Genomic DNA, 21673 nt, shown 5'->3' on the forward strand with positions numbered 1-21673 from the left:
ACGGAAGGAAACCCCCTCAATGACGATGGTCACCACCCACCCGGAGACGGGACGGCTCCCGAGCTCCTCCGAGAGCTCCGCGGAGCGCGACACCCGCGATCCAGACACCGCCCGCGACGCCGGGTCCGGTCCCCCCGACGCGCCACGTGCGGGCCTCAGGGGTGTCCGCACGTGGCGTCCCACCCCACGACTGCTGTGGGGGCTGACCGCGGTGCTCCTGCTCGCCGCCGTGGCCGTCACGGCCACGCTCGGTCGCTCGGCCTGGCAGCAGCAGCGTGAGGCCGACGCGGCCGCGGACGCACTGGCCGCCGGTCGCCAGATCGCCATCAACTTCGTGACGATGGACGCCGCGTCGTTCGATGCCGACACCAAGCGCGTCCTGGACGAGTCCACCGGTGCGTTCCAGAAGGAGTACGCCTCCACGCTGGCCCAGCTCAAGCCGGTCGTCACCGCCAACAAGACCGTCTCGACCGTCGAGCGGGCCGAGGCCTCGTTGGTGTCGGGCGACGAGGACTCCGCGAAGGTCATCGTCGGCGTCGTGGCGCCGACCTCGAACGCCTCGACCCCCCAGCCCGAGAAGAAGACGTACCGGCTCCGGCTCGACCTCGTGAAGGTCGGCGACGCGTGGAAGGTGAGCACCCTTGACTTCGTCAGCTGATCCCCGTCGCCCGGTCGCTGCGGCCGGCCCGCGCAAGCGGGTGGCCGGTGCTCGCCGTCGCGCCTCCGGTGCGGGAGAGCCCGGTGCGTCGACGCTCGTCCTCGACCCCGCCGCGCCCGCACCCACCGAGGCCAGCGAGCCCGCCGAGCCCACCCAGCCCACCGAGCCCACCCAGCCCACCAAGCCCACCAAGCACAGCAAGGTCGCCGAGCCCGGCCAAGCCGCCAAGGCCGACCAGGTCGCCAAGGCCGCCGAGCCCGACACGCTCAGCGTCGGCTCCGAGGAGCCGAGCCCGGAGCCGGATCAGGCCCGCACCCGGAGCGCCTCCGCCCGCCTCTGGGTCTCCGCGACCGGCGCGACGCTCGCGCTCGCGATCCTCGCCGTCTCGCTCGTCTATGCGCTGCGTCCGACGGTCAGCGACACCGACCGCACCGCGGCAGTCGGCTCGGCCCGCACCACGCTCGAGAGCCTGCTCAGCTACAGCGGCTCCTCGTTCGACAAGCACGTCGGCGAGGTGACTCCCGAGCTGACGTCGCCGTTCAAGGACCAGTTCACCAAGGTGGCGGCCACCGACATCAAGCCGATGGCCGTCAAGAACGACGCGACCGTCCAGGCGAAGGTCTACGACGCCGGCGTCATGGACGCGACCGGAGACGGTGGCGACGGCACGACCGTCCGCGTCATGGCCTTCGTCAACCAGGCCACGACGACGACGGCCCAGCCCACCCCGGCGATCGACCAGAATCGCGTCATCGCGACGATGCGCAAGGTCGGAGACCGCTGGCTCGTGAGTGAGCTCTCCGCCTACTGAGCCTCCACCGGAGGACCCTGCCGACGCCGTGTTCGGCAGGGTCCTCCGGTGCTCCCGAGCGGCCGTCGGCGGTCGCGCGGGACCGCTGGGGTCGGGGGATCGCGTGGGTGCATACTGCACGCTGTGAAGCTCATCCAGGCCAATGGCGTCCCAGAGTCCCTCGCCCGCGTCGACCAGCCGCAGGCGCCGCCCGTCCGCGTCGCCCTCGTCCAGCACGAGTGGGTCGACGACGCCGCCGCGCTCGTCTCCACGCTGCGGGACGGCATACGCACCGCGGCCGAGGCGGGGGCCACCATCGTGTTCCTGCCCGAGCTGACCCTCTCGCGCTACCCGGCCGACACCCTGCCCGAGGGCACCCCGGCCGCCACCGCCGAGGACCTCGAGACCGGGCCCACGGTGACCTTCGCCCGCGAGGCGGCCCGTGACCTCGGCGTCCACGTGCACGCCTCGCTCTACGAGCGCGCCGACCAGGGGGACGGCCTCGGCTTCAACACCGCGGTCGTCGTCGCACCGACCGGGGACGTCGTCGCCCGCACGCGCAAGACCCACATCCCCGTCACGGCCGGCTACTACGAGGACAAGTACTTCCGCCCCGGACCCGCGGACGACGCCTACCCCGTCGTCACCCTCGAGGCCCCGGGCCTGCGCCTGGGTCTGCCGACCTGCTGGGACGAGTGGTTCCCCGAGGTGGCCAGGCTGTACTCCCTCGGCGGCGCGGAGGTGCTCTGCTACCCGACGGCCATCGGCTCGGAGCCCGACCACCCCGACTTCGACACCCAGCCGCTGTGGCAGCAGGTCATCGTCGGCAACGGCATCGCCAACGGCCTCTTCATGGTGGTGCCCAACCGGTTCGGCACCGAGGGCCTCATCACCTTCTACGGCAGCTCGTTCATCTCCGACCCCTACGGGCGCGTCCTCGTCCAGGCCCCGCGGGACGAGGCCGCGGTCCTCGTCGCGGACCTCGACCTCGCCCAGCGCCGCGACTGGCTCGAGCTCTTCCCGTTCCTCGAGACGCGACGTCCCGACTCGTATGCGGCCCTGACCGCCCCCGTGCGCGCCGAGCACCGTCGCGAGGGCCAGCAGTGACCGACGCCGCTCCGGCTCCGGCCGCCCCCGACGGGGAGGTAGCCCCTCGGGGGTCCGGCTGGCTCATGCCGCCGGAGACCGACCGGCACGACTGCACGTGGATGGCGTGGCCGAGCCAGGGCTACACGCTCGGCGACACCGCCGACGAGGTGGCCGCAGCCCGGCACACGTGGGCGGCCGTGGCCAACGCCGTGGTCGGGTTCGAGCCGGTGCACATGGTCGTCGTCCCCGACGACCTGCCGGTCGCCCGTGAGCACCTGCACCCCGACGTCGAGCTCGTGCCCTCGGACCTCGACGACGCGTGGATGCGTGACATCGGACCGAGCTTCGTCCGGTCGGCCGACGGCACGCGACTCGGCGCCGTCGACTGGGTCTTCAACGGATGGGGTGCCCAGTCGTGGGCGACCTGGGAGCACGACGCGCGCATCGGGGCCTTCGTCGGCGGCCTCGCCGGAGCCGAGGTCATCGGGTCCGCCCTCGTCAACGAGGGCGGCGGCATACACGTCGACGGTCTGGGCACGGTGCTGCTGACCGAGACGGTCCAGCTCGACCCCGGCCGCAACCCGGGACTGACCCGCGCCGACGTCGAGGACGAGCTGGCCCGCACCATCGGAGCGACCGCGTGCATCTGGCTGCCGCGTGGCCTGACCCGCGACTACGACGAGTTCGGCACCCGGGGCCACGTCGACATCGTCGCGACGATCGCGAGCCCCGGCGTCGTGCTCCTCCACGAGCAGCAGGACCCGTCGCACCCCGACCACGCCGTCTCACGCGCGCTCCGCGAGGTGCTCGAGGACGCCCGCGACGCCCGAGGCCTGCGCTTCGAGGTGGTCGGCGTCCCGGCGCCGCGGACCCTCGCCGATGCGGACGGCCCGGTCGACTGGTCGTACATCAACCACCTCGTCGTCAACGACGGGGTCATCGCCTGCACGTTCGGTGACGAGCAGGACGAGGCCTCCCTCGCGGTCCTCGCCGAGGCCTACCCGGGGCGCCGGGTGGTCGGGGTCGACGCCCGTCCGCTCTTCGACCGGGGCGGCGGGATCCACTGCATCACCCAGCAGCAGCCAGCGCTGCGCGGTCCTGCGGGCTCCGCCGGCTGACCTCCGGGGCCGGGAGCGAGACGGCGAGTGGGCACCTTCCCCCGGGGAAAGGTGCCCACTGCCCGCAGTGGCCGGGCCCTGCGGGCCGACCGGTGCCCAGGCGTCAGGCCTGCGGCAGCCGCTTGTGGATGTCCTCGCTCATGCGCACGACCGAGAGGTAGAACTCCAGGGTCATGCGGATGACGGCCAGGTAGATCACGACGAAGATCGGCCCGAGGATGAGGGCGGCGAGGCCGCTGCCGACGCCCTGGCTGAAGGCGATGATGACGAAGATGAGCCAGCTCGCCACGAGCGCCACCGTGGCGAGCAGGTAGACGAAGCGCACGAGGATCGGCGTGACGAAGTTCGTGAAGCTGAAGTCGAACAACGCCGTGAAGAAGCCGGCGCCCTCCCTGGCCGGGTCGGGGATGCTCGACATGCCGCTCGGGCCGCCGGCCGGACCGGTCGGGGGGAGCGGGGGAGGCGTGCTGCCGCCTCCCGGTCCCGCGACCGGGGGCGGACCACCCGGTGCGGGGGCTGCGTGACCCGGGGCGGCCGGCGGGACGCCCGGGGAGCTGGTCGGAGGGTTGCTCGGCAGCGGTGTCGTGGGGTCACCGCCGACGGGGCGGTTGAAGGACGGCTGCTCGGGCGGGTTCGGATCGGACATGGCTTCCCTCTCGGAAGGAGCGTCAACGAATCTCTAACGTGCTCCATGCTAGGACGGCACCGTCGCCGCAGGCCCTGATCGGCCCAAGCCGTGGGAGCGTTCCCGCAGGTCAGCGGGGCCCTGGGCGCCGTTCCGCGGCGTGTCGCGACGCGCCTGTGCGGGCACGGGTCTTGACGTCGGCCCCGTGGAGGGCCATATTCGTCGCGTTCGCATCGCGAGCTCCCGGTCCGGGGGGCGTGGCAGGTCACGTCGAGGGCGTCCGGTCGGTTCGCCTCCGGACGGGCCCTCGTCAGGAGACCTCCGCTCCTTGACCCGGCTGGACACTCCTGCCCTTTGCGCGTAGGCTAGGCCTTTGCGCTGCCCATGCCCACCTCTCGCGACCTCGGTCAGGCCTCACACCATGCCACCCGGCATCCGGTATGACCTCGGGACCCGCGAGCGGAGCCATGCGGCAACGCGGATCTGAAGATTCGAAAAAGGCCCGTGGAAGGACCCTCCTTGGCTGCCTCGCGTACTGCGACGAACATGTCCACCGCACAGACCCCTTCGGGACGTCTGTCCTTCGCGAAGATTCGCGAACCACTCGAGGTCCCCGACCTCCTGGCGCTTCAGACGGAGAGCTTCGACTGGCTGCTCGGCAACGAGCGCTGGCAGGCTCGCGTCGCCGCGGCCAAGGCCGAGGGACGCAACGACGTCCCCGACCGGTCCGGGCTCGAGGAGATCTTCGAGGAGATCTCCCCGATCGAGGACTTCAGCGGCTCCATGTCGCTGTCGTTCCGCGACCACCGCTTCGAGGAGACCCGCAAGACGATCGAGTCGTGCAAGGAGCGCGACCAGACGTACGACGCGCCGCTCTTCGTGACCGCCGAGTTCATGAACGCCCAGACGGGCGAGATCAAGAGCCAGACGGTCTTCATGGGCGACTTCCCGCTCATGACCGAGCGTGGCACCTTCATCATCAACGGCACCGAGCGTGTCGTCGTCTCGCAGCTCGTCCGCAGCCCGGGCGTCTACTTCGAGCGCACGCCCGACAAGACGTCCGACAAGGACATCTACACGGCCAAGATCATCCCGAGCCGCGGTGCGTGGCTCGAGTTCGAGATCGACAAGCGCGACATGGTCGGCGTCCGCGTCGACCGCAAGCGCAAGCAGTCGGTCACCGTGCTCCTCAAGGCCCTCGGCTGGACCGAGGCCCAGATCCTCGAGGAGTTCGGCGAGTTCGAGTCGATGCGCCTCACCCTGGAGAAGGACCACACCCAGGGCCAGGACGACGCGCTGCTCGACATCTACCGCAAGCTGCGCCCGGGCGAGCCGCCGACGAAGGAGGCCGCGCAGACCCTGCTCGACAACCTCTACTTCAACGGCAAGCGCTACGACCTCGCCAAGGTCGGCCGCTACAAGGTGAACAAGAAGCTCGGTCTCGACGCCTCGATCAACGACTCGACCCTGTCGATCGACGACATCGTCAAGACGATCAAGTTCATCGTCACGCTGCACGACGGCCAGGACTCGATGAAGGGCGTCAAGAACGGCGAGGAGATCGACGTCCGCGTCGAGGTCGACGACATCGACCACTTCGGCAACCGTCGTCTCCGCTCCGTCGGCGAGCTCATCCAGAACCAGGTCCGCACCGGCCTGTCCCGCATGGAGCGCGTCGTCCGCGAGCGCATGACCACGCAGGACGTCGAGGCGATCACGCCGCAGACCCTGATCAACATCCGCCCCGTGGTGGCCTCGATCAAGGAGTTCTTCGGCACGTCGCAGCTCTCCCAGTTCATGGACCAGAACAACCCGCTCGCGGGTCTGACGCACAAGCGTCGTCTGTCCGCGCTCGGCCCGGGTGGTATCTCCCGTGACCGTGCCCAGATGGAGGTCCGTGACGTCCACCCGTCGCACTACGGCCGCATGTGCCCGATCGAGACCCCGGAAGGCCCGAACATCGGCCTCATCGGCTCGCTCGCGTCCTACGGTCGCATCAACGCGTTCGGCTTCATCGAGACGCCGTACCGCAAGGTGCGTGACGGTCACGTCACCGACGAGATCGACTACCTGTCCGCCGACGAGGAGGACCGCTACGTCGTCGCCCAGGCCAACGCGCCGCTCGACAAGCAGAACAACTTCACCGAGGACCGCGTGCTCGTGCGCACCAAGGGTGGAGAGGTCGAGCTCGTCCCCGGCGACGAGGTCGACTACATGGACGTCTCGCCGCGCCAGATGGTCTCGGCCGCGACCGCGATGATCCCGTTCCTCGAGCACGACGACGCCAACCGCGCCCTCATGGGCGCCAACATGCAGCGTCAGGCCGTCCCGCTCGTCAAGAGCGAGGCGCCGATCGTCGGTACCGGCATGGAGTTCCGCGCCGCCCTCGACTCGGGCGACGTCGTCCGGGCCGAGAAGGCCGGTGTCGTGCAGGAGGTGTCGGCTGACCTCGTCACCGTCGCCAACGACGACGGCACCTACCAGACGTACCGCATCGCCAAGTTCGCGCGCTCCAACCAGGGCACGAGCTACAACCAGGTCGTCGTCGTCAACGAGGGCGACCGTCTCGAGGCCGGTGGCGTCATCGCCGACGGTCCCGCGACCGACGGTGGCGAGATGGCGCTCGGACGCAACCTGCTCGTCGCGTTCATGTCGTGGGAGGGCCACAACTACGAGGACGCGATCATCCTCAGCCAGCGCCTGGTCCAGGACGACGTCCTCTCCTCGATCCACATCGAGGAGCACGAGGTCGACGCCCGTGACACCAAGCTCGGCCCCGAGGAGATCACCCGGGACATCCCGAACGTCTCCGAGGAGGTCCTGGCCGACCTCGACGAGCGCGGCATCATCCGCGTCGGCGCCGAGGTCCGCGACGGCGACCTGCTCGTCGGCAAGGTCACGCCCAAGGGCGAGACCGAGCTGACGCCGGAGGAGCGCCTGCTGCGCGCCATCTTCGGTGAGAAGGCCCGCGAGGTCCGTGACACGAGCCTCAAGGTGCCCCACGGCGAGACCGGCACGGTCATCGGCGTCAAGGAGTTCCGCGCCGACCTCGGCGACGACCTGCCGCCGGGTGTCAACCAGCTCGTGCGCGTCTACGTCGCCAACAAGCGCAAGATCACCGACGGTGACAAGCTCGCCGGCCGTCACGGCAACAAGGGCGTCATCTCCAAGATCCTCCCGGTCGAGGACATGCCGTTCCTCGAGGACGGCACGCCGGTCGACGTCGTGCTCAACCCGCACGGTGTGCCGCGTCGTATGAACCTCGGCCAGATCCTCGAGCTGCACCTCGGCTGGGCCGCCTCGCGCGGCTGGAAGATCGAGGGCAGCCCGGAGTGGGCCAAGGAGATCGCACCGGACGCGCACGAGGCCCCCGCGGGCACCCGTGTGGCGACGCCGGTCTTCGACGGAGCCTCCGAGGACGTGGTCACGGGTCTGCTCGACTCGACGCTCAAGACGCGCGACGGGGTCCGCCTCATCGACGCCTCGGGCAAGACGCGCCTCTTCGACGGCCGCTCCGGCGAGCCGTTCCCGGAGCCCGTCGCGGTCGGCTACATGTACATCCTCAAGCTCCACCACCTCGTCGACGACAAGATCCACGCTCGTTCCACGGGTCCCTACTCGATGATCACCCAGCAGCCGCTCGGCGGTAAGGCCCAGTTCGGTGGCCAGCGCTTCGGTGAGATGGAGGTCTGGGCCCTCGAGGCGTACGGCGCCGCCTACACGCTCCAGGAGCTGCTGACGATCAAGTCGGACGACGTTCCCGGCCGCGTGAAGGTCTACGAGGCCATCGTCAAGGGCGAGAACATCCCCGACTCGGGCATCCCGGAGTCGTTCAAGGTCCTCCTCAAGGAGATGCAGTCCCTGTGTCTCAACGTCGAGGTCCTGAGCAGCGACGGGACGACGATCGAGATGAAGGAGTCCGACGAGGAGGTCTTCCGCGCGGCGGAGGAGCTCGGCATCGACCTGAGCCGGCGTGAGCCGTCCAGCGTCGAAGAGGTCTGAGAAGGCCCCCTAACGACAAGCGGTGCGTATGCCGCTGGGCCCGCTCAGCGGCATACGCACCCTCGTCAACGAATCCCACTCAGACCAAAGACTTAACGAGAGTTACGAGAGAAGGAACCACGTGCTCGACGTCAACTTCTTCGACGAGCTGCGCATCGGCCTTGCCACTGCGGAGTCCATCCGCCAGTGGAGCCACGGCGAGGTCAAGAAGCCCGAGACCATCAACTACCGCACGCTCAAGCCCGAGAAGGAGGGCCTGTTCTGCGAGCGCATCTTCGGCCCGACCCGGGACTGGGAGTGCAACTGCGGCAAGTACAAGCGGGTCCGCTTCAAGGGCATCATCTGTGAGCGCTGTGGCGTCGAGGTCACGCGCGCCAAGGTGCGCCGTGAGCGGATGGGCCACATCGAGCTCGCCGCCCCCGTCACCCACATCTGGTACTTCAAGGGTGTCCCGAGCCGCCTCGGCTACCTGCTCGACCTCGCCCCGAAGGACCTCGAGAAGGTCATCTACTTCGCGGCCTACATGATCACGTCCGTCGACGAGGACCAGCGTCACGCTGACCTGCCGTCGCTCGAGGCGCAGATCCAGGTCGAGAAGAAGGAGATCGAGAACCGTCGCGACGCGGACGTCGAGTCCCGCGCGCAGCTGCTCGAGCGCAACGTCGCCGAGCTCGAGGCCGAGGGTGCCAAGGCCGACGCCAAGCGCAAGGTGCGCGACCAGGCCGAGCGCGAGATGAACAACATCCGCAAGCGCGCGGACCAGCAGGTCGAGCGCCTCGAGCAGGTCTGGGACCGGTTCAAGAACCTCAAGGTCCAGGACCTCGAGGGCGACGAGATCCTCTACCGCGAGATGCGTGACCGCTTCGGTCTGTACTTCGAGGGTGGCATGGGCGCCGCGGCGATCCAGAAGCGCCTCGAGTCCTTCGACCTCGACGCCGAGGCGGACCTCCTCCAGGAGATCATCGCCACCGGCAAGGGCCAGAAGAAGACCCGCGCCATCAAGCGCCTCAAGGTCGTCAACGCCTTCCAGATGACGACGAACCACCCGTCGGGCATGGTCCTCGACGCGATCCCGGTCATCCCGCCGGACCTGCGCCCGATGGTGCAGCTCGACGGTGGCCGCTTCGCGACCTCGGACCTCAACGACCTCTACCGTCGCGTCATCAACCGCAACAACCGCCTGAAGCGCCTCCTCGACCTCGGTGCCCCCGAGATCATCGTCAACAACGAGAAGCGCATGCTCCAGGAGGCCGTCGACAGCCTCTTCGACAACGGCCGTCGTGGTCGCCCCGTCACGGGCCCCGGCAACCGTCCGCTCAAGTCGCTGTCCGACATGCTCAAGGGCAAGCAGGGTCGTTTCCGCCAGAACCTGCTCGGCAAGCGCGTCGACTACTCCGGCCGTTCGGTCATCGTCGTCGGCCCGCAGCTGAAGCTGCACCAGTGCGGTCTGCCCAAGCAGATGGCGCTCGAGCTGTTCAAGCCGTTCGTGATGAAGCGCCTGGTCGACCTCGACCACGCGCAGAACATCAAGTCGGCCAAGCGCATGGTCGAGCGTGCGCGCCCGGTCGTGTGGGACGTCCTCGAAGAGGTCATCACGGAGCACCCGGTGCTGCTCAACCGTGCACCCACGCTGCACCGTCTCGGCATCCAGGCGTTCGAGCCGCAGCTCGTCGAGGGCAAGGCCATCCAGATCCACCCGCTCGTCTGCTCGGCCTTCAACGCCGACTTCGACGGTGACCAGATGGCCGTCCACGTGCCCCTGTCGGCGGAGGCGCAGGCCGAGGCCCGCATCCTCATGCTGTCGAGCAACAACATCCTCAAGCCGGCTGACGGTCGTCCCGTGACCATGCCGACCCAGGACATGATCACCGGCATCTACCACCTGACCGACGCGGTCGACGGTGGTGGCCCCGGCGCGGGTCGCGCGTTCTCGTCCCCCTCGGAGGCCCGCATGGCCTTCGACCGTGGCGAGATCCTGCTCGGCTCGGCGATCAAGCTGCGCCTGACGGACGCGGTGCCCCCGGCCGGCTTCGAGCTGCCCGAGGGTGTCGAGGCCGGCGAGGACGGCATCGTCAAGAGCATCACGCTCGAGACGACGCTCGGTCGCGCGATCTTCAACGACACGCTGCCGCTCGACTACCCGTTCGAGAACCGCCCGGTCGACCGCAAGCGCCTCTCGGCGATCGTCAACGACCTCGCGGAGCGCTACTCCAAGGTCCAGGTCGCCGCGTCCCTCGACGCCCTGAAGGAGGCCGGTTTCCACTGGTCGACCCGATCGGGCTGCACCGTCGCGATCTCCGACGTCACGACGCCGGACAACAAGACGAACATCCTCGAGGGCTACGAGACCAAGGCCGCCAAGGTCCAGACCCAGTACGAGCGCGGTCTCATCACCGACGACGAGCGTCGTCAGGAGCTCGTCGAGATCTGGACCCAGGCGTCCAACCAGGTCGCCAAGGAGATGGAGACCAACTTCCCGCGCACGAACCCCATCTACCGGATGGTGTCCTCGGGTGCTGGTGGTAACTGGTTCCAGATCCGTCAGATCGCCGGTATGCGAGGCCTCATGGCCAACCCGAAGGGCGAGATCATCCCGCGCCCGATCAAGGCGAACTTCCGTGAGGGCCTCACGGTGCTCGAGTTCTTCATCTCGACGCACGGTGCCCGTAAGGGTCTGGCCGACACGGCGCTCCGTACCGCCGACTCGGGCTACCTGACGCGTCGTCTCGTCGACGTGTCGCAGGACGTCATCATCCGTGAGGACGACTGCGGCACCGAGCGTGGCCTCAAGCTGCCGATCGCCCAGGTCAACGAGACCACGGGCACGCGTGCGCCGAGCGAGGTCGTCGAGGCCTCGGTCTACGCCCGCACCCTGGCCGAGGACGTCGTCGTCGACGGCGAGACCCTCGCCGTCGCGGGCATCGACCTCGGTGACGTCGTCATCGACGCGCTCTACGCGGCCGGTGTCGACGAGGTGCGGATCCGTTCGGTCCTCACCTGCGACAGCAAGGTCGGCACCTGTGCCGCCTGCTACGGCCGTTCGCTCGCGACCGGCAAGCTCGTCGACATCGGCGAGGCCGTCGGCATCATCGCGGCCCAGTCGATCGGTGAGCCCGGCACGCAGCTGACGATGCGTACCTTCCACACCGGTGGTGCGGCCGCGGCCGACGACATCACCCAGGGTCTGCCGCGAGTCGTCGAGCTGTTCGAGGCGCGCACCCCCAAGGGTGTCGCCCCGATCGCCGAGGCCACCGGCCGCGTCGAGATCGAGGACACCGATAAGGCGCGTCGCATCCTGCTCACGCCGGACGACGGTTCCGAGCAGCACGCCTACCCGGTGAGCAAGCGCTCGCGCCTCGTCGTCGCCGACGGCGACCACGTCGAGGTCGGCACCAAGCTGGTCCAGGGCGCGATCGACCCCAAGCAGGTCCTTCGCATCCTCGGCCCGCGCGCGGCCCAGAAGCACCTCGTCGACGAGGTGCAGCGGGTCTACCGCCAGCAGGGTGTGTCCATCCACGACAAGCACATCGAGGTCATCGTGCGCCAGATGCTGCGTCGCGTGACGATCATCGAGGCCGGCGACGCCGACCTGCTGCCCGGCGAGCTCGCCGAGCGGGGTCGCTTCGAGGACGAGAACCGTCGCGTCATGGCCGAGGGTGGCCGTCCGGCCGCCGGACGTCCCGAGCTCATGGGCATCACCAAGGCCTCGCTCGCGACCGAGTCGTGGCTGTCGGCCGCGTCCTTCCAGGAGACGACCCGCGTGCTCACGCAGGCCGCCATGGAGGCCAAGTCCGACCCGCTGCTCGGCCTCAAGGAGAACGTCATCCTCGGAAAGCTCATCCCTGCCGGCACGGGCCTGCCCCGCTACCGGAACGTCAAGGTCGAGCCCACCGAGGAGGCCAAGGCCGCGATGTACTCGCTGCCGAGCTACGACGCCTACGACTACGCAGGCTTCGGCTCGGGCACGGGCGAGGCCATCCGCCTGGACGACGAGGCGCTCGGTCTCGACCAGTTCTGACCAGCTCACCGGTCGCCGTCACGACGGCGACCGGTGACCACCAGGCTGGTCGTATGCCGCTGGGCCGGCTTCCCCTCGGGGGAGCCGGCCCAGCGGCGTTCCGGGACGCCTGTGGCCCTCTATAGGGTGGGGTGCATGACCGAGCCCACGGCCGACGTGCCCACCGCGCCCGCGCGCGACGACCTCACCGCCGCGCCGAGCGAGCAGCCCCACCAGACCGTCCAGCCCGTCCAGGACGAGCTGGGCGCCCCGGCAGAGCAGGGCGAGGCGGCCGACAGCGGCCCGACGCCGGCGATCATCGTGCTCACCGAAGAGGCCCTCAAGCCGGTCGACGTCGACAAGATCATCGGCCTGCACGAGGACGAGGCCCCGACCTACCGCGTGCTCGTGCCGGCCGACACCGACCGCAACCTGCTCAGCTCCTTCCTCAACCACCTGAGCCTGTTCGAGATGCGTGAGGCACTCGAGTCGCTGCGCCCCGTCGACCGGAGCGAGGCGCACGCCGACGCCGACACGGCCCTGTCGAGCACCCTGGCGGAGTTCGAGCGCCACGCGGTCGCGGCCACCGGCGAGATCACGGCCGACGACCCGATGCCGACCCTCGTCGAGGAGGTGGCACGGCTCGGCGCCCAGGAGGTCGTCGTCGTCACGGAGCCGCATGCGGTCGAGGACACCTTCCACACCGACTGGGCGTCGCGGGCGCGCGAGACCCTCGGCGTGCCCGTGCTGCACATGTACGCCGGTGACTGGCGCCTCGGCTGAGCGGACGCCGGTGGCTTCCCGCGAGCGGTCCGCGCGCCCTCGTGTCGTGAGCCCGCGGGACGGCATACCGCATCGGGGGCGCCGAGGGCGGTCACACCGATTTGGTCGGCGTGCCGCGCCCCGGTACGCTTGAACACTGTGTCTGAGGCACGCATTCAGGCATGCGCGATGACGGCCCTGGTGCCCTGTCCGCCCGCTCCTCGCGGTCGTGACATCACTGCGGTCCAGAGCACACCTTCCGCCGGGCAATCCTGACCGTCGAGCGCCACACGGCGTTCGTGAGCAGGGGAGTGCAGGGGGGAGTACCGGTTCCGACACGCCCGACCTCGGGGGTCGAGGGCCGAACAGTCAAGGAGCCGTCCGCCAGGACGGCTGACAACAAGCAACGTTATGGAGTAACCAGGTTGCCTACCATCAACCAGCTGGTCCGTAAGGGCCGCCAGGACAAGGCCACGAAGGCCAAGACCCCGGCGCTCAAGGGCTCGCCCCAGCGCCGCGGTGTGTGCACCCGCGTGTACACCACCACCCCCAAGAAGCCGAACTCTGCCCTCCGCAAGGTCGCCCGCGTGCGCCTCAGCTCGGGCATCGAGGTCACGGCCTACATCCCCGGCGTCGGCCACAACCTGCAGGAGCACTCCATCGTGCTCGTGCGCGGTGGTCGTGTGAAGGACCTCCCGGGTGTGCGTTACAAGATCGTCCGCGGCACGCTCGACACCCAGGGTGTCAAGAACCGCAAGCAGGCTCGTAGCCGTTACGGCGCGAAGAAGGAGAAGAGCTGATGCCTCGTAAGGGACCCGCTCCGAAGCGCCCGCTCGTCGTCGACCCGGTCTACCAGAGCCCGCTCGTCACGCAGCTCGTCAACAAGATCCTCCTCGACGGCAAGAAGTCGATCGCCGAGATGATCGTCTACGGCGCCCTCGAGGGCTGCCGCCAGAAGACCGGCACCGACCCCGTCGCCACGCTCAAGCGTGCGCTCGACAACGTCAAGCCGGCCATGGAGGTCAAGAGCCGTCGCGTCGGTGGCGCGACCTACCAGGTGCCGATCGAGGTCAAGCCCAACCGCTCGACCACGCTCGCCCTGCGCTGGCTCGTCGGCTACTCGCGGCAGCGTCGCGAGAAGACGATGACCGAGCGCCTCATGAACGAGATCCTCGACGCGAGCAACGGCCTCGGTGCCGCTGTCAAGCGCCGCGAGGACACGCACAAGATGGCCGAGTCCAACAAGGCCTTCGCGCACTACCGCTGGTGACCCGGCGGTCCGGTCGGTATGCCGTGGACCTCGCTCCACGGCATACCGCCGGGCACGCGCCCGCCCGTCACTCGACGCGGCCCACGGCGCCCACGATTTTCACTCCACGACGAATGAGACGAGAAACCTGACGTGGCACTCGACGTCCTGACGGACCTCAAGAAGGTCCGCAACATCGGCATCATGGCGCACATCGACGCTGGCAAGACCACGGTGACGGAGCGCATCCTCTTCTACACCGGTGTCAACCACAAGATCGGTGAGACCCACGACGGTGCGTCGACGACCGACTGGATGGAGCAGGAGAAGGAGCGCGGCATCACGATCACGTCTGCCGCCGTGACCTCCTTCTGGGAAGGCACCCAGGTCAACATCATCGACACCCCCGGGCACGTCGACTTCACGGTCGAGGTGGAGCGCTCGCTGCGCGTCCTCGACGGTGCCGTCGCGGTGTTCGACGGCAAGGAGGGCGTCGAGCCCCAGTCCGAGACGGTGTGGCGCCAGGCCGACAAGTACGACGTGCCGCGCATCTGCTTCGTCAACAAGATGGACAAGCTCGGCGCGGACTTCTACTTCACCGTGCAGACGATCAAGGACCGCCTCGGTGCGGAGCCGCTCGTCATGCAGCTGCCCATCGGTGCCGAGAACGACTTCCTCGGGGTCATCGACCTCGTCTACATGCGTGCCCTCGTGTGGCCCGGCGACGCCAAGGGTGACGTGACCATGGGCGCCAAGTACGAGATCGCCGAGATCCCCGCGGACCTGCAGGCCAAGGCCGAGGAGTACCGCATGGCACTCGTCGAGCGCGTGGCCGAGTCCGACGACGCGCTGATGGAGAAGTACCTCGGTGGCGAGGAGCTGACGCCGGAGGAGATCAAGGCCGGCATCCGCAAGCTCACGGTCAGCTCCGAGCTGTACCCCGTGTTCTGTGGCTCCGCCTTCAAGAACCGTGGTGTCCAGCCGATGCTCGACGCCGTCGTCGACTACCTCCCGTCGCCCCTCGACGTGCCCCCGATGATCGGCCACAAGCCGGGCGACGAGACCGTCGAGCTGACCCGTGCGCCGAGCAAGGACGAGCCGTTCTCGGCCCTCGCCTTCAAGGTCGCCACGCACCCGTTCTTCGGCACGCTCACCTTCATCCGCGTCTACTCGGGCCACATCAGCTCGGGCACGAGCGTCGTCAACTCGACGAAGGGTCGCAAGGAGCGCATCGGGAAGCTCTTCCAGATGCACGCCAACAAGGAGAACCCCGTCGAGGAGGCCATGGCCGGCCACATCTACGCGGCCATCGGCCTCAAGGACACGACGACCGGTGACACCCTGTCGGACATCAACGAGCAGATCGTGCTCGAGTCGATGACCTTCCCCGACCCGGTGATCCAGGTCGCCATCGAGCCCAAGACCAAGGGTGACCAGGAGAAGCTCGGCACGGCCATCCAGAAGCTCTCGGCCGAGGACCCGACCTTCCAGGTCCACCACGACGAGGACACCGGCCAGACGATCATCGCCGGCATGGGCGAGCTGCACCTCGACATCCTCGTCGACCGCATGAAGCGCGAGTTCAAGGTCGAGGCCAACGTCGGCAAGCCGCAGGTGGCCTACCGCGAGACGATCCGTCGTCCCGTCCTCAAGTACGACTACACGCACAAGAAGCAGACCGGTGGCTCTGGCCAGTTCGCCAAGGTCCAGGTCAGCTTCGAGCCGCTGGGTGAGACCGAGGACGGCTCGATGTACGAGTTCGTCAACGCCGTCACCGGTGGTCGCGTGCCCCGCGAGTACATCCCGTCGGTCGACGCCGGTATCCAGGACGCGATGCAGTACGGCGTGCTCGCCGGCTACCCGCTCGTGGGCATCAAGGCGACGCTCAACGACGGTGCCTACCACGACGTCGACTCCTCGGAGATGGCGTTCAAGATCGCCGGCTCGATGGTCCTCAAGGAGGCCATCAAGAAGGCGGACCCGGTCCTGCTCGAGCCGATGATGGCCGTCGAGGTCCGTACGCCCGAGGACTACATGGGCGACGTCATCGGTGACATCAACTCCCGCCGTGGCCAGATCCAGGGCATGGAGGACATCAGCGGCGCCAAGGTCGTCAAGGGCCTCGTCCCGCTGTCCGAGATGTTCGGCTACGTCGGCGACCTGCGCTCCAAGACGCAGGGTCGCGCGAGCTTCTCCATGGAGTTCGACTCCTACGCAGAGGTCCCCAAGGCCGTTGCCGAGGAGATCATCAAGAAGACCCGCGGGGAGTGACTGCGGGACATCCCGTAGTCTCTTCCATCGGAAACCACCCCATCGCGCCACGTCCTGCCCTGGTCGTACGGCGTAACACAAGAAAGTCCTGAGGAGGACCACAGTGGCGAAGGCAAAGTTCGAGCGGACCAAGCCGCACGTCAACATCGGCACCATCGGTCACATCGACCACGGCAAGACGACGCTGACGGCTGCGATTTCCAAGGTTCTGCACGACAAGTACCCCGACCTGAACCCCCAGTTCGCGTTCGAGGACATCGACAAGGCTCCCGAGGAGCGCCAGCGCGGTATCACCATCTCGATCGCGCACATCGAGTACCAGACGGAGGGTCGTCACTACGCCCACGTCGACTGCCCGGGCCACGCTGACTACGTGAAGAACATGATCACCGGTGCGGCTCAGATGGACGGTGCCATCCTCGTGGTCGCCGCCACCGACGGCCCCATGCCACAGACGAAGGAGCACGTCCTCCTGGCCCGCCAGGTCGGCGTCCCCTACATCGTCGTGGCGCTCAACAAGGCCGACATGGTCGACGACGAGGAGATCCTCGAGCTCGTCGAGATGGAGGTCCGTGAGCTCCTGTCGCAGTACGAGTTCCCGGGCGACGACCTTCCCGTCGTGCAGGTCTCGGCGCTCAAGGCGCTCGAGGGCGACGAGAAGTGGGGCCAGTCGGTCCTCGACCTCATGGACGCCGTCGACAACTCCATCCCGGAGCCCGAGCGCGACATCGACAAGCCGTTCCTCATGCCCGTCGAGGACGTCTTCACGATCACCGGTCGTGGCACGGTCGTCACCGGCCGCATCGAGCGCGGTGTCCTCAAGGTCAACGAGGAGATCGAGATCGTCGGCATCCACACCGGTCCGCCGGCCAAGACGACCGTCACGGGCGTCGAGATGTTCCGCAAGCTCCTCGACGAGGGTCGCGCCGGTGAGAACGTCGGTCTGCTCCTTCGTGGCACCAAGCGTGAGGACGTCGAGCGCGGGCAGGTCATCTGCAAGCCGGGCTCGATCACCCCGCACACGGACTTCGAGGCTCAGGTCTACATCCTCAGCAAGGACGAGGGCGGCCGTCACACGCCGTTCTACGACAACTACCGTCCCCAGTTCTACTTCCGTACGACGGACGTGACGGGTGTCGTGCACCTGCCCGAGGGCACCGAGATGGTCATGCCCGGCGACAACACCGACATGACGGTCGAGCTCATCCAGCCGATCGCCATGGAGGACGGCCTCAAGTTCGCCATCCGTGAGGGTGGCCGCACGGTGGGCGCCGGTCGCGTCACCAAGATCATCAAGTGATCTGACGCAGCACCTGCTGTACCAGCTTCACCGCAGTACGCGTAGGGCCCGTTCCGCTTCGGCGGGGCGGGCCCTTCCGCGTACGCCCCAGACGCATCGGTCTCGCTGTCCGCGTCGTCGCGGGGCGGGCGACGCGGGTCGCGGCGTGGAGCGTCGGCGGCCACCTCGCGGGCGACGTCCTGTCGTATGCCGTGTGGCCGCCTCCGATGCCGCTCCCCACGTCGCCCGCCCCGCTCCTCGGTGGGGCATGCCGGGTGCACCCTCGGCGCGCACCGCTCCTCTCGTGGGGTCAGGGCCTGGTGGCGGTGGTGTAGCGGACGTGTTGGGTGAGGTGGAGCTGGTCGTCGTCGCGGCGGTCGGGCTCGAGGGCGGCGGCGATGTCGGCCAGGGCTCGGGGGATCTCGGTGTCGGGGACCGCGGCCCAGAGCTGACGCAGGCCGAGGGTCATCGTCCAGGCGTGCCAGGCGTCGGCGTCGGGCAGGGTCACCACGAGGGGCTCGTCGTGGCTGTCGACGTCGGTGGCGCCCACCGACTCGAGCAGGGTGGTCAGGGAGCCGGTGGTGGCGAAGGGGCCGGCGCGCCCGCTCGTGCGGGCGTCGAGCAGCTGCGCCGGAGCGTGGGCCAGCAGGACCGCCTCGGCAGCGGTCCAGGCGGGGTCGTTGGGGCCGAACGTCGACAGTCCGATGCGGCCACCGGGACGCAGCAGGGCCATCCAGCCCGCGAGGGTCTCGGCCGGCTGGGGGTCGAAGAAGAGCACGAGCGAGGCGGTGACCACGTCGAAGCTGCCTGCGGGCAGGGTCCGCGGCGACGCCTCGCCGACGACGACCTCGACGGGGGTCCCGCGCCTCGCGGCCTCGTCCCGGAGGTGGAGCGCCATGGCGGGGGAGAGGTCGACCGCGGTCCCGTGGCCGGCACGACCGACGGCGTCGGCGAGAGGGAAGGACGCCGCCCCGCGCCCGGCTCCGACGTCGAGGACCCGGTCGCCGGGCCGGGGTGCGGTCAGCTCGACGAGTCGTCGGCCGATCGGTCCGAACCACGGCACCGGGCCCTGGTCGTAGCCGGGGGCGAGCTGGTCGAAGAGCGCGGCGACGCCCGCGCGGCGCTGGGACGGGTCCATGTCCCCGATGGTCCTCCCCGGCCTCCCGGGGCGCTGGACCTTGGGAAGGTTCGGTCGTGCGCCGTGCCCGCGGGCGGACCTGTCCGGTGGCGCGTCAGGGTGTGCGTGCCCGCCAGAACCACGGCGTCACCTCGCCGAGGAGCCGGGCGACCTCGCGCCGGACCGGACCGGCGTGGCGCACGGTGACGGGGTGGTCGTCCCGGAGCAGGTCCTCACCGAGGGCGACGTGCAGCGAGCGCAGGGTCCGCAGGCGAGCCAGGACCGGTCGTCGACGCCGACGCCGCCCTCACGCAGGAGCCGCGCCAGGGCGGCATGCGCCCCGTCGTCACGGACGGCGGGGTCCGCCGAGACGAGGCCGTCGACGAGACGGTGCAGGACGGCGTCGGGCATGGGGGCGATCCTGTCACCCCGGGTGGTCGTTGCCCCGGTGGGGCCGATGCCGTATGACTGGCGCATGACATCGACAGGGGACCGGGCGAGGCACGCGCACGGACGGACGTGGCGTCTCGCTGCGGGAGTCTGCACGGCCGGGCTCCTCCTCACGGTGGGCGCGTGCTCCAAGGACGGGGGCTCGGCGATGGCCGCCCGGGCCACCGCGGACGCCGGAGTGGGGCAGGCGGCCGCCTCGACCCGGCCCACCACGGAACCGTCGACGGGCGTCTCCACGGCCCTTCCCCCGGACCCGTCGCCGGCGACCTCGACGCCCTCGTCGCCGACGTCCGGCGACGTCCCGCTCCTCGTCGGGCGGCGGGTCACGGCCGTGCGCGCAGGCCTCTCCTTCGAGGTGCCGGCCGGGTGGCAGGCGTTCGACCCCTCCCGGGTGACGAAGGCGAGTGCAGCGGCCCTGCCGCAGGCGGCCAAGGACCTCGCCAGGAACTCCGGGCTGACGGTCGAGGAGTACCTCAAGCAGGTGGGCAAGGCCATCGAGGTCATGGTCATGGGACCGGTCCGGGTCGGCTCGGCAGACAACATCTCCGTCATCCCGACCCCGACCGACGAGCTGCCGACGGAGACCAACCTGCGTGCTCAGCTCGAGTCCGTCGGGGCCAAGGTCGTGCGCGTGACCCGGACGGCGACCCCGATCGGCCCGGCCGTCGTCGCCGAGTCGCGGTTGCCGATGGCCACCTTCGTCACCCACACCCGGTCCGTGGCCGTCGAGCACGGCGGCATCGTCACGTACCTCACGGTCACGGCCACGACGAGGGCCGGCGCCGAGTCCCTCCTGCGGCAGATCCTGACCAGTCTCAAGCCGGCCTGAGCAGGCGGATAGGGTCGGGAGCCATGGCGCACTCGTTCGACACCGACACCGAAGCCCAGGGCCTGATCGACTACGTCGACGCCTCGCCGACCCCCTTCCACGCGTGCGAGCAGGCTGCGGCCCGGCTCGCCGCCGAGGGGTTCACCGAGGTCGTCGAGACCGAGCCGTGGCCGACCGAGCCCGGGCGGCGCTACCTCGTGCGCGGCGGCTCGCTCATCGCGTGGGACACGACCGGCGCCCACGGTGCCGGGGCCGGGCCGGCTGCCGGCTTCCGGGTCGTCGGGGCGCACACCGACAGCCCCAACCTGCGCGTCAAGCCCAACCCCGACCATGCCCGCGCCGGGTGGCAGATGCTCGGCGTCGAGCCCTACGGGGGTCTCATCCTCAGCTCCTGGCTCGATCGGGACCTCGGCCTCGCCGGACGGGTGGCGGTGCGCGGAGAGGGAGGCGGTGTCGAGGCCAGGACGTTCCACGGCCGCGACGCCCTGCTGCGGGTCGCCCAGCTCGCGATCCACCTCGACCGCACCCAGAACGAGGCGCTCAGCCTCAACAAGCAGGCCCACATGGAGCCGCTCTGGGGGGTCGGTGACGAGCCCGGCGACTTCGTCGGCTACCTCGCCGAGCAGGTCGGCGTCGTCCGCGAGGACGTGCTGTCCTGGGACGTCATGACCCACCCGATCCAGCCGTCGACGCGTCTCGGACGCGCCCGCGAGCTCATCGCGGCCCCGCGCCTCGACAACCTCGCGACGTCGTATGCCGGGGTTCGGGCCCTGCTCGACGCCGTGGCCACCGAGCCGACTCACGTCCCGGTCCTCGTCCTCTTCGACCACGAGGAGATCGGCAGCACCTCCGAGCGGGGCGCCACCTCGACCCTGCTGCCCTCGGTGCTCGAGCGCATCGTCACCGCGGGCGGTGGCACCCGCGACGACTACTGGCGCGCCCTGGCGGCCACGGTCATCGCCTCCGGCGACATGGGGCACGCGACGCACCCCAACTACGCCGACCGCCACGAGCCGATGCACCAGATCCAGGTCAACGGGGGGCCGGTGCTCAAGGTCAACACCAACCTGCGCTACGCCACGGACTCGGTCGGGGCGGCCGCCTTCCGTCTGGCCTGCGAGCAGGCAGGTGTCCCCATGCAGACCTTCGTCACCCGCAGCGACCTCCCGTGCGGATCGACGGTCGGCCCCGTGACGTCGTCGCTGACCGGGGCGACCACCGTCGACTTCGGCGCCGCCGCCCTGTCGATGCACAGCACGCGTGAGCTGATGGGCGCCGAGGACCCGGCGATGTATGCCGCCGCGCTGAGCGCCTTCCTCGCGCCCGCCTGAGTGGCGGGCGGGGGAGCGGGCCCCAGCCGCGGCCGCGCGACGGCGGTGAAGGCATACGCCGGCAGGGCGGGCCGCCCCGGCTCCCGACGGGTGCGACGATGGGGGT

The 21673-nt window shown here is 69.5% G+C and carries 16 protein-coding genes; 13 read left to right on the forward strand and 3 right to left on the reverse strand.

All coding sequences use genetic code 11. The features are described 5' to 3' along the window. Window positions 1-19 precede the first annotated feature (19 nt). The 4 genes from TAE01_RS10275 (at window position 20) to TAE01_RS10290 (ending at window position 3655) form a co-directional block, all read left to right on the forward strand. A complete protein-coding gene (locus TAE01_RS10275) occupies window positions 20-658 on the forward strand; it encodes an Rv1363c family protein (RefSeq protein WP_147066081.1) in 639 nt (212 codons plus the stop codon). Then, window positions 642-1469 carry a hypothetical protein gene (locus tag TAE01_RS10280; protein WP_147066083.1) on the forward strand — a complete coding sequence of 276 codons (828 nt, stop codon included), beginning with the start codon at window positions 642-644 and terminating at the stop codon, window positions 1467-1469. Before TAE01_RS10275 ends, TAE01_RS10280 begins: the two co-directional genes overlap by 17 nt. A gap of 123 nt (window positions 1470-1592) precedes the next feature. Beyond that, complete coding sequence (locus TAE01_RS10285; protein ID WP_147066085.1) at window positions 1593-2555, forward strand: nitrilase-related carbon-nitrogen hydrolase; 963 nt, start codon at window positions 1593-1595, stop codon at window positions 2553-2555. A 65-nt stretch (window positions 2556-2620) separates the two neighbouring features. Next, entirely contained in the window at window positions 2621-3655 is a 1035-nt protein-coding gene (locus tag TAE01_RS10290) for an agmatine deiminase family protein (RefSeq protein WP_147066205.1), read from the forward strand. 103 nt (window positions 3656-3758) lie between these two features. On the opposite strand, the gene TAE01_RS10295 is transcribed toward TAE01_RS10290, so the two are convergent. Further along, window positions 3759-4301: a DUF4282 domain-containing protein gene (locus TAE01_RS10295; protein WP_147066087.1), complete on the reverse strand. Its 543-nt coding sequence runs from the start codon at window positions 4299-4301 to the stop codon at window positions 3759-3761. A gap of 498 nt (window positions 4302-4799) precedes the next feature. Here TAE01_RS10295 and rpoB point away from each other — a divergent pair, with 498 nt between their 5' ends. The 7 genes from rpoB (at window position 4800) to tuf (ending at window position 17861) form a co-directional block, all read left to right on the forward strand. Next, window positions 4800-8282 carry a DNA-directed RNA polymerase subunit beta gene (gene rpoB / locus TAE01_RS10300; RefSeq protein ID WP_147066089.1) on the forward strand — a complete coding sequence of 1161 codons (3483 nt, stop codon included), beginning with the start codon at window positions 4800-4802 and terminating at the stop codon, window positions 8280-8282. Window positions 8283-8403: 121 nt separating this feature from the next. Beyond that, window positions 8404-12300: a DNA-directed RNA polymerase subunit beta' gene (locus TAE01_RS10305; protein ID WP_147066091.1), complete on the forward strand. Its 3897-nt coding sequence runs from the start codon at window positions 8404-8406 to the stop codon at window positions 12298-12300. Window positions 12301-12435: 135 nt separating this feature from the next. After that, window positions 12436-13062, forward strand: coding sequence for a hypothetical protein (locus TAE01_RS10310; RefSeq protein ID WP_147066093.1), 627 nt, complete (start codon window positions 12436-12438; stop codon window positions 13060-13062). Between the two features lie 404 nt (window positions 13063-13466). After that, on the forward strand, window positions 13467-13841 hold the full coding sequence (gene rpsL, locus TAE01_RS10315) for a 30S ribosomal protein S12 (RefSeq protein ID WP_141823424.1): 375 nt from the start codon (window positions 13467-13469) through the stop codon (window positions 13839-13841). Continuing rightward, window positions 13841-14311, forward strand: coding sequence for a 30S ribosomal protein S7 (gene rpsG / locus TAE01_RS10320; protein WP_056752779.1), 471 nt, complete (start codon window positions 13841-13843; stop codon window positions 14309-14311). Before rpsL ends, rpsG begins: the two co-directional genes overlap by 1 nt. Window positions 14312-14443: 132 nt before the next feature. Then, window positions 14444-16561, forward strand: a complete 2118-nt coding sequence (gene fusA / locus TAE01_RS10325) for an elongation factor G (RefSeq protein WP_147066095.1) — start codon at window positions 14444-14446, stop codon at window positions 16559-16561. A 103-nt stretch (window positions 16562-16664) separates the two neighbouring features. Continuing rightward, a complete protein-coding gene (tuf, locus tag TAE01_RS10330; protein WP_147066097.1) occupies window positions 16665-17861 on the forward strand; it encodes an elongation factor Tu in 1197 nt (398 codons plus the stop codon). A gap of 289 nt (window positions 17862-18150) precedes the next feature. On the opposite strand, the gene TAE01_RS10335 is transcribed toward tuf, so the two are convergent. Next, window positions 18151-18978 carry a class I SAM-dependent methyltransferase gene (locus TAE01_RS10335; protein WP_147066099.1) on the reverse strand — a complete coding sequence of 276 codons (828 nt, stop codon included), beginning with the start codon at window positions 18976-18978 and terminating at the stop codon, window positions 18151-18153. A gap of 126 nt (window positions 18979-19104) precedes the next feature. Next, window positions 19105-19368, reverse strand: a complete 264-nt coding sequence (locus tag TAE01_RS10340) for a hypothetical protein (protein ID WP_147066101.1) — start codon at window positions 19366-19368, stop codon at window positions 19105-19107. Between the two features lie 64 nt (window positions 19369-19432). Here TAE01_RS10340 and TAE01_RS10345 point away from each other — a divergent pair, with 64 nt between their 5' ends. Together TAE01_RS10345 and TAE01_RS10350 are read left to right on the forward strand one after the other, a co-directional pair. Beyond that, window positions 19433-20236 carry a hypothetical protein gene (locus TAE01_RS10345; protein ID WP_147066103.1) on the forward strand — a complete coding sequence of 268 codons (804 nt, stop codon included), beginning with the start codon at window positions 19433-19435 and terminating at the stop codon, window positions 20234-20236. A 23-nt stretch (window positions 20237-20259) separates the two neighbouring features. Continuing rightward, window positions 20260-21567 carry a M18 family aminopeptidase gene (locus TAE01_RS10350; protein WP_147066106.1) on the forward strand — a complete coding sequence of 436 codons (1308 nt, stop codon included), beginning with the start codon at window positions 20260-20262 and terminating at the stop codon, window positions 21565-21567. The last annotated feature ends 106 nt before the right edge of the window (window positions 21568-21673 follow it).

Source organism: Terrabacter aerolatus, assembly GCF_007991735.1.
GTDB classification, from domain to species: domain Bacteria; phylum Actinomycetota; class Actinomycetes; order Actinomycetales; family Dermatophilaceae; genus Terrabacter; species Terrabacter aerolatus.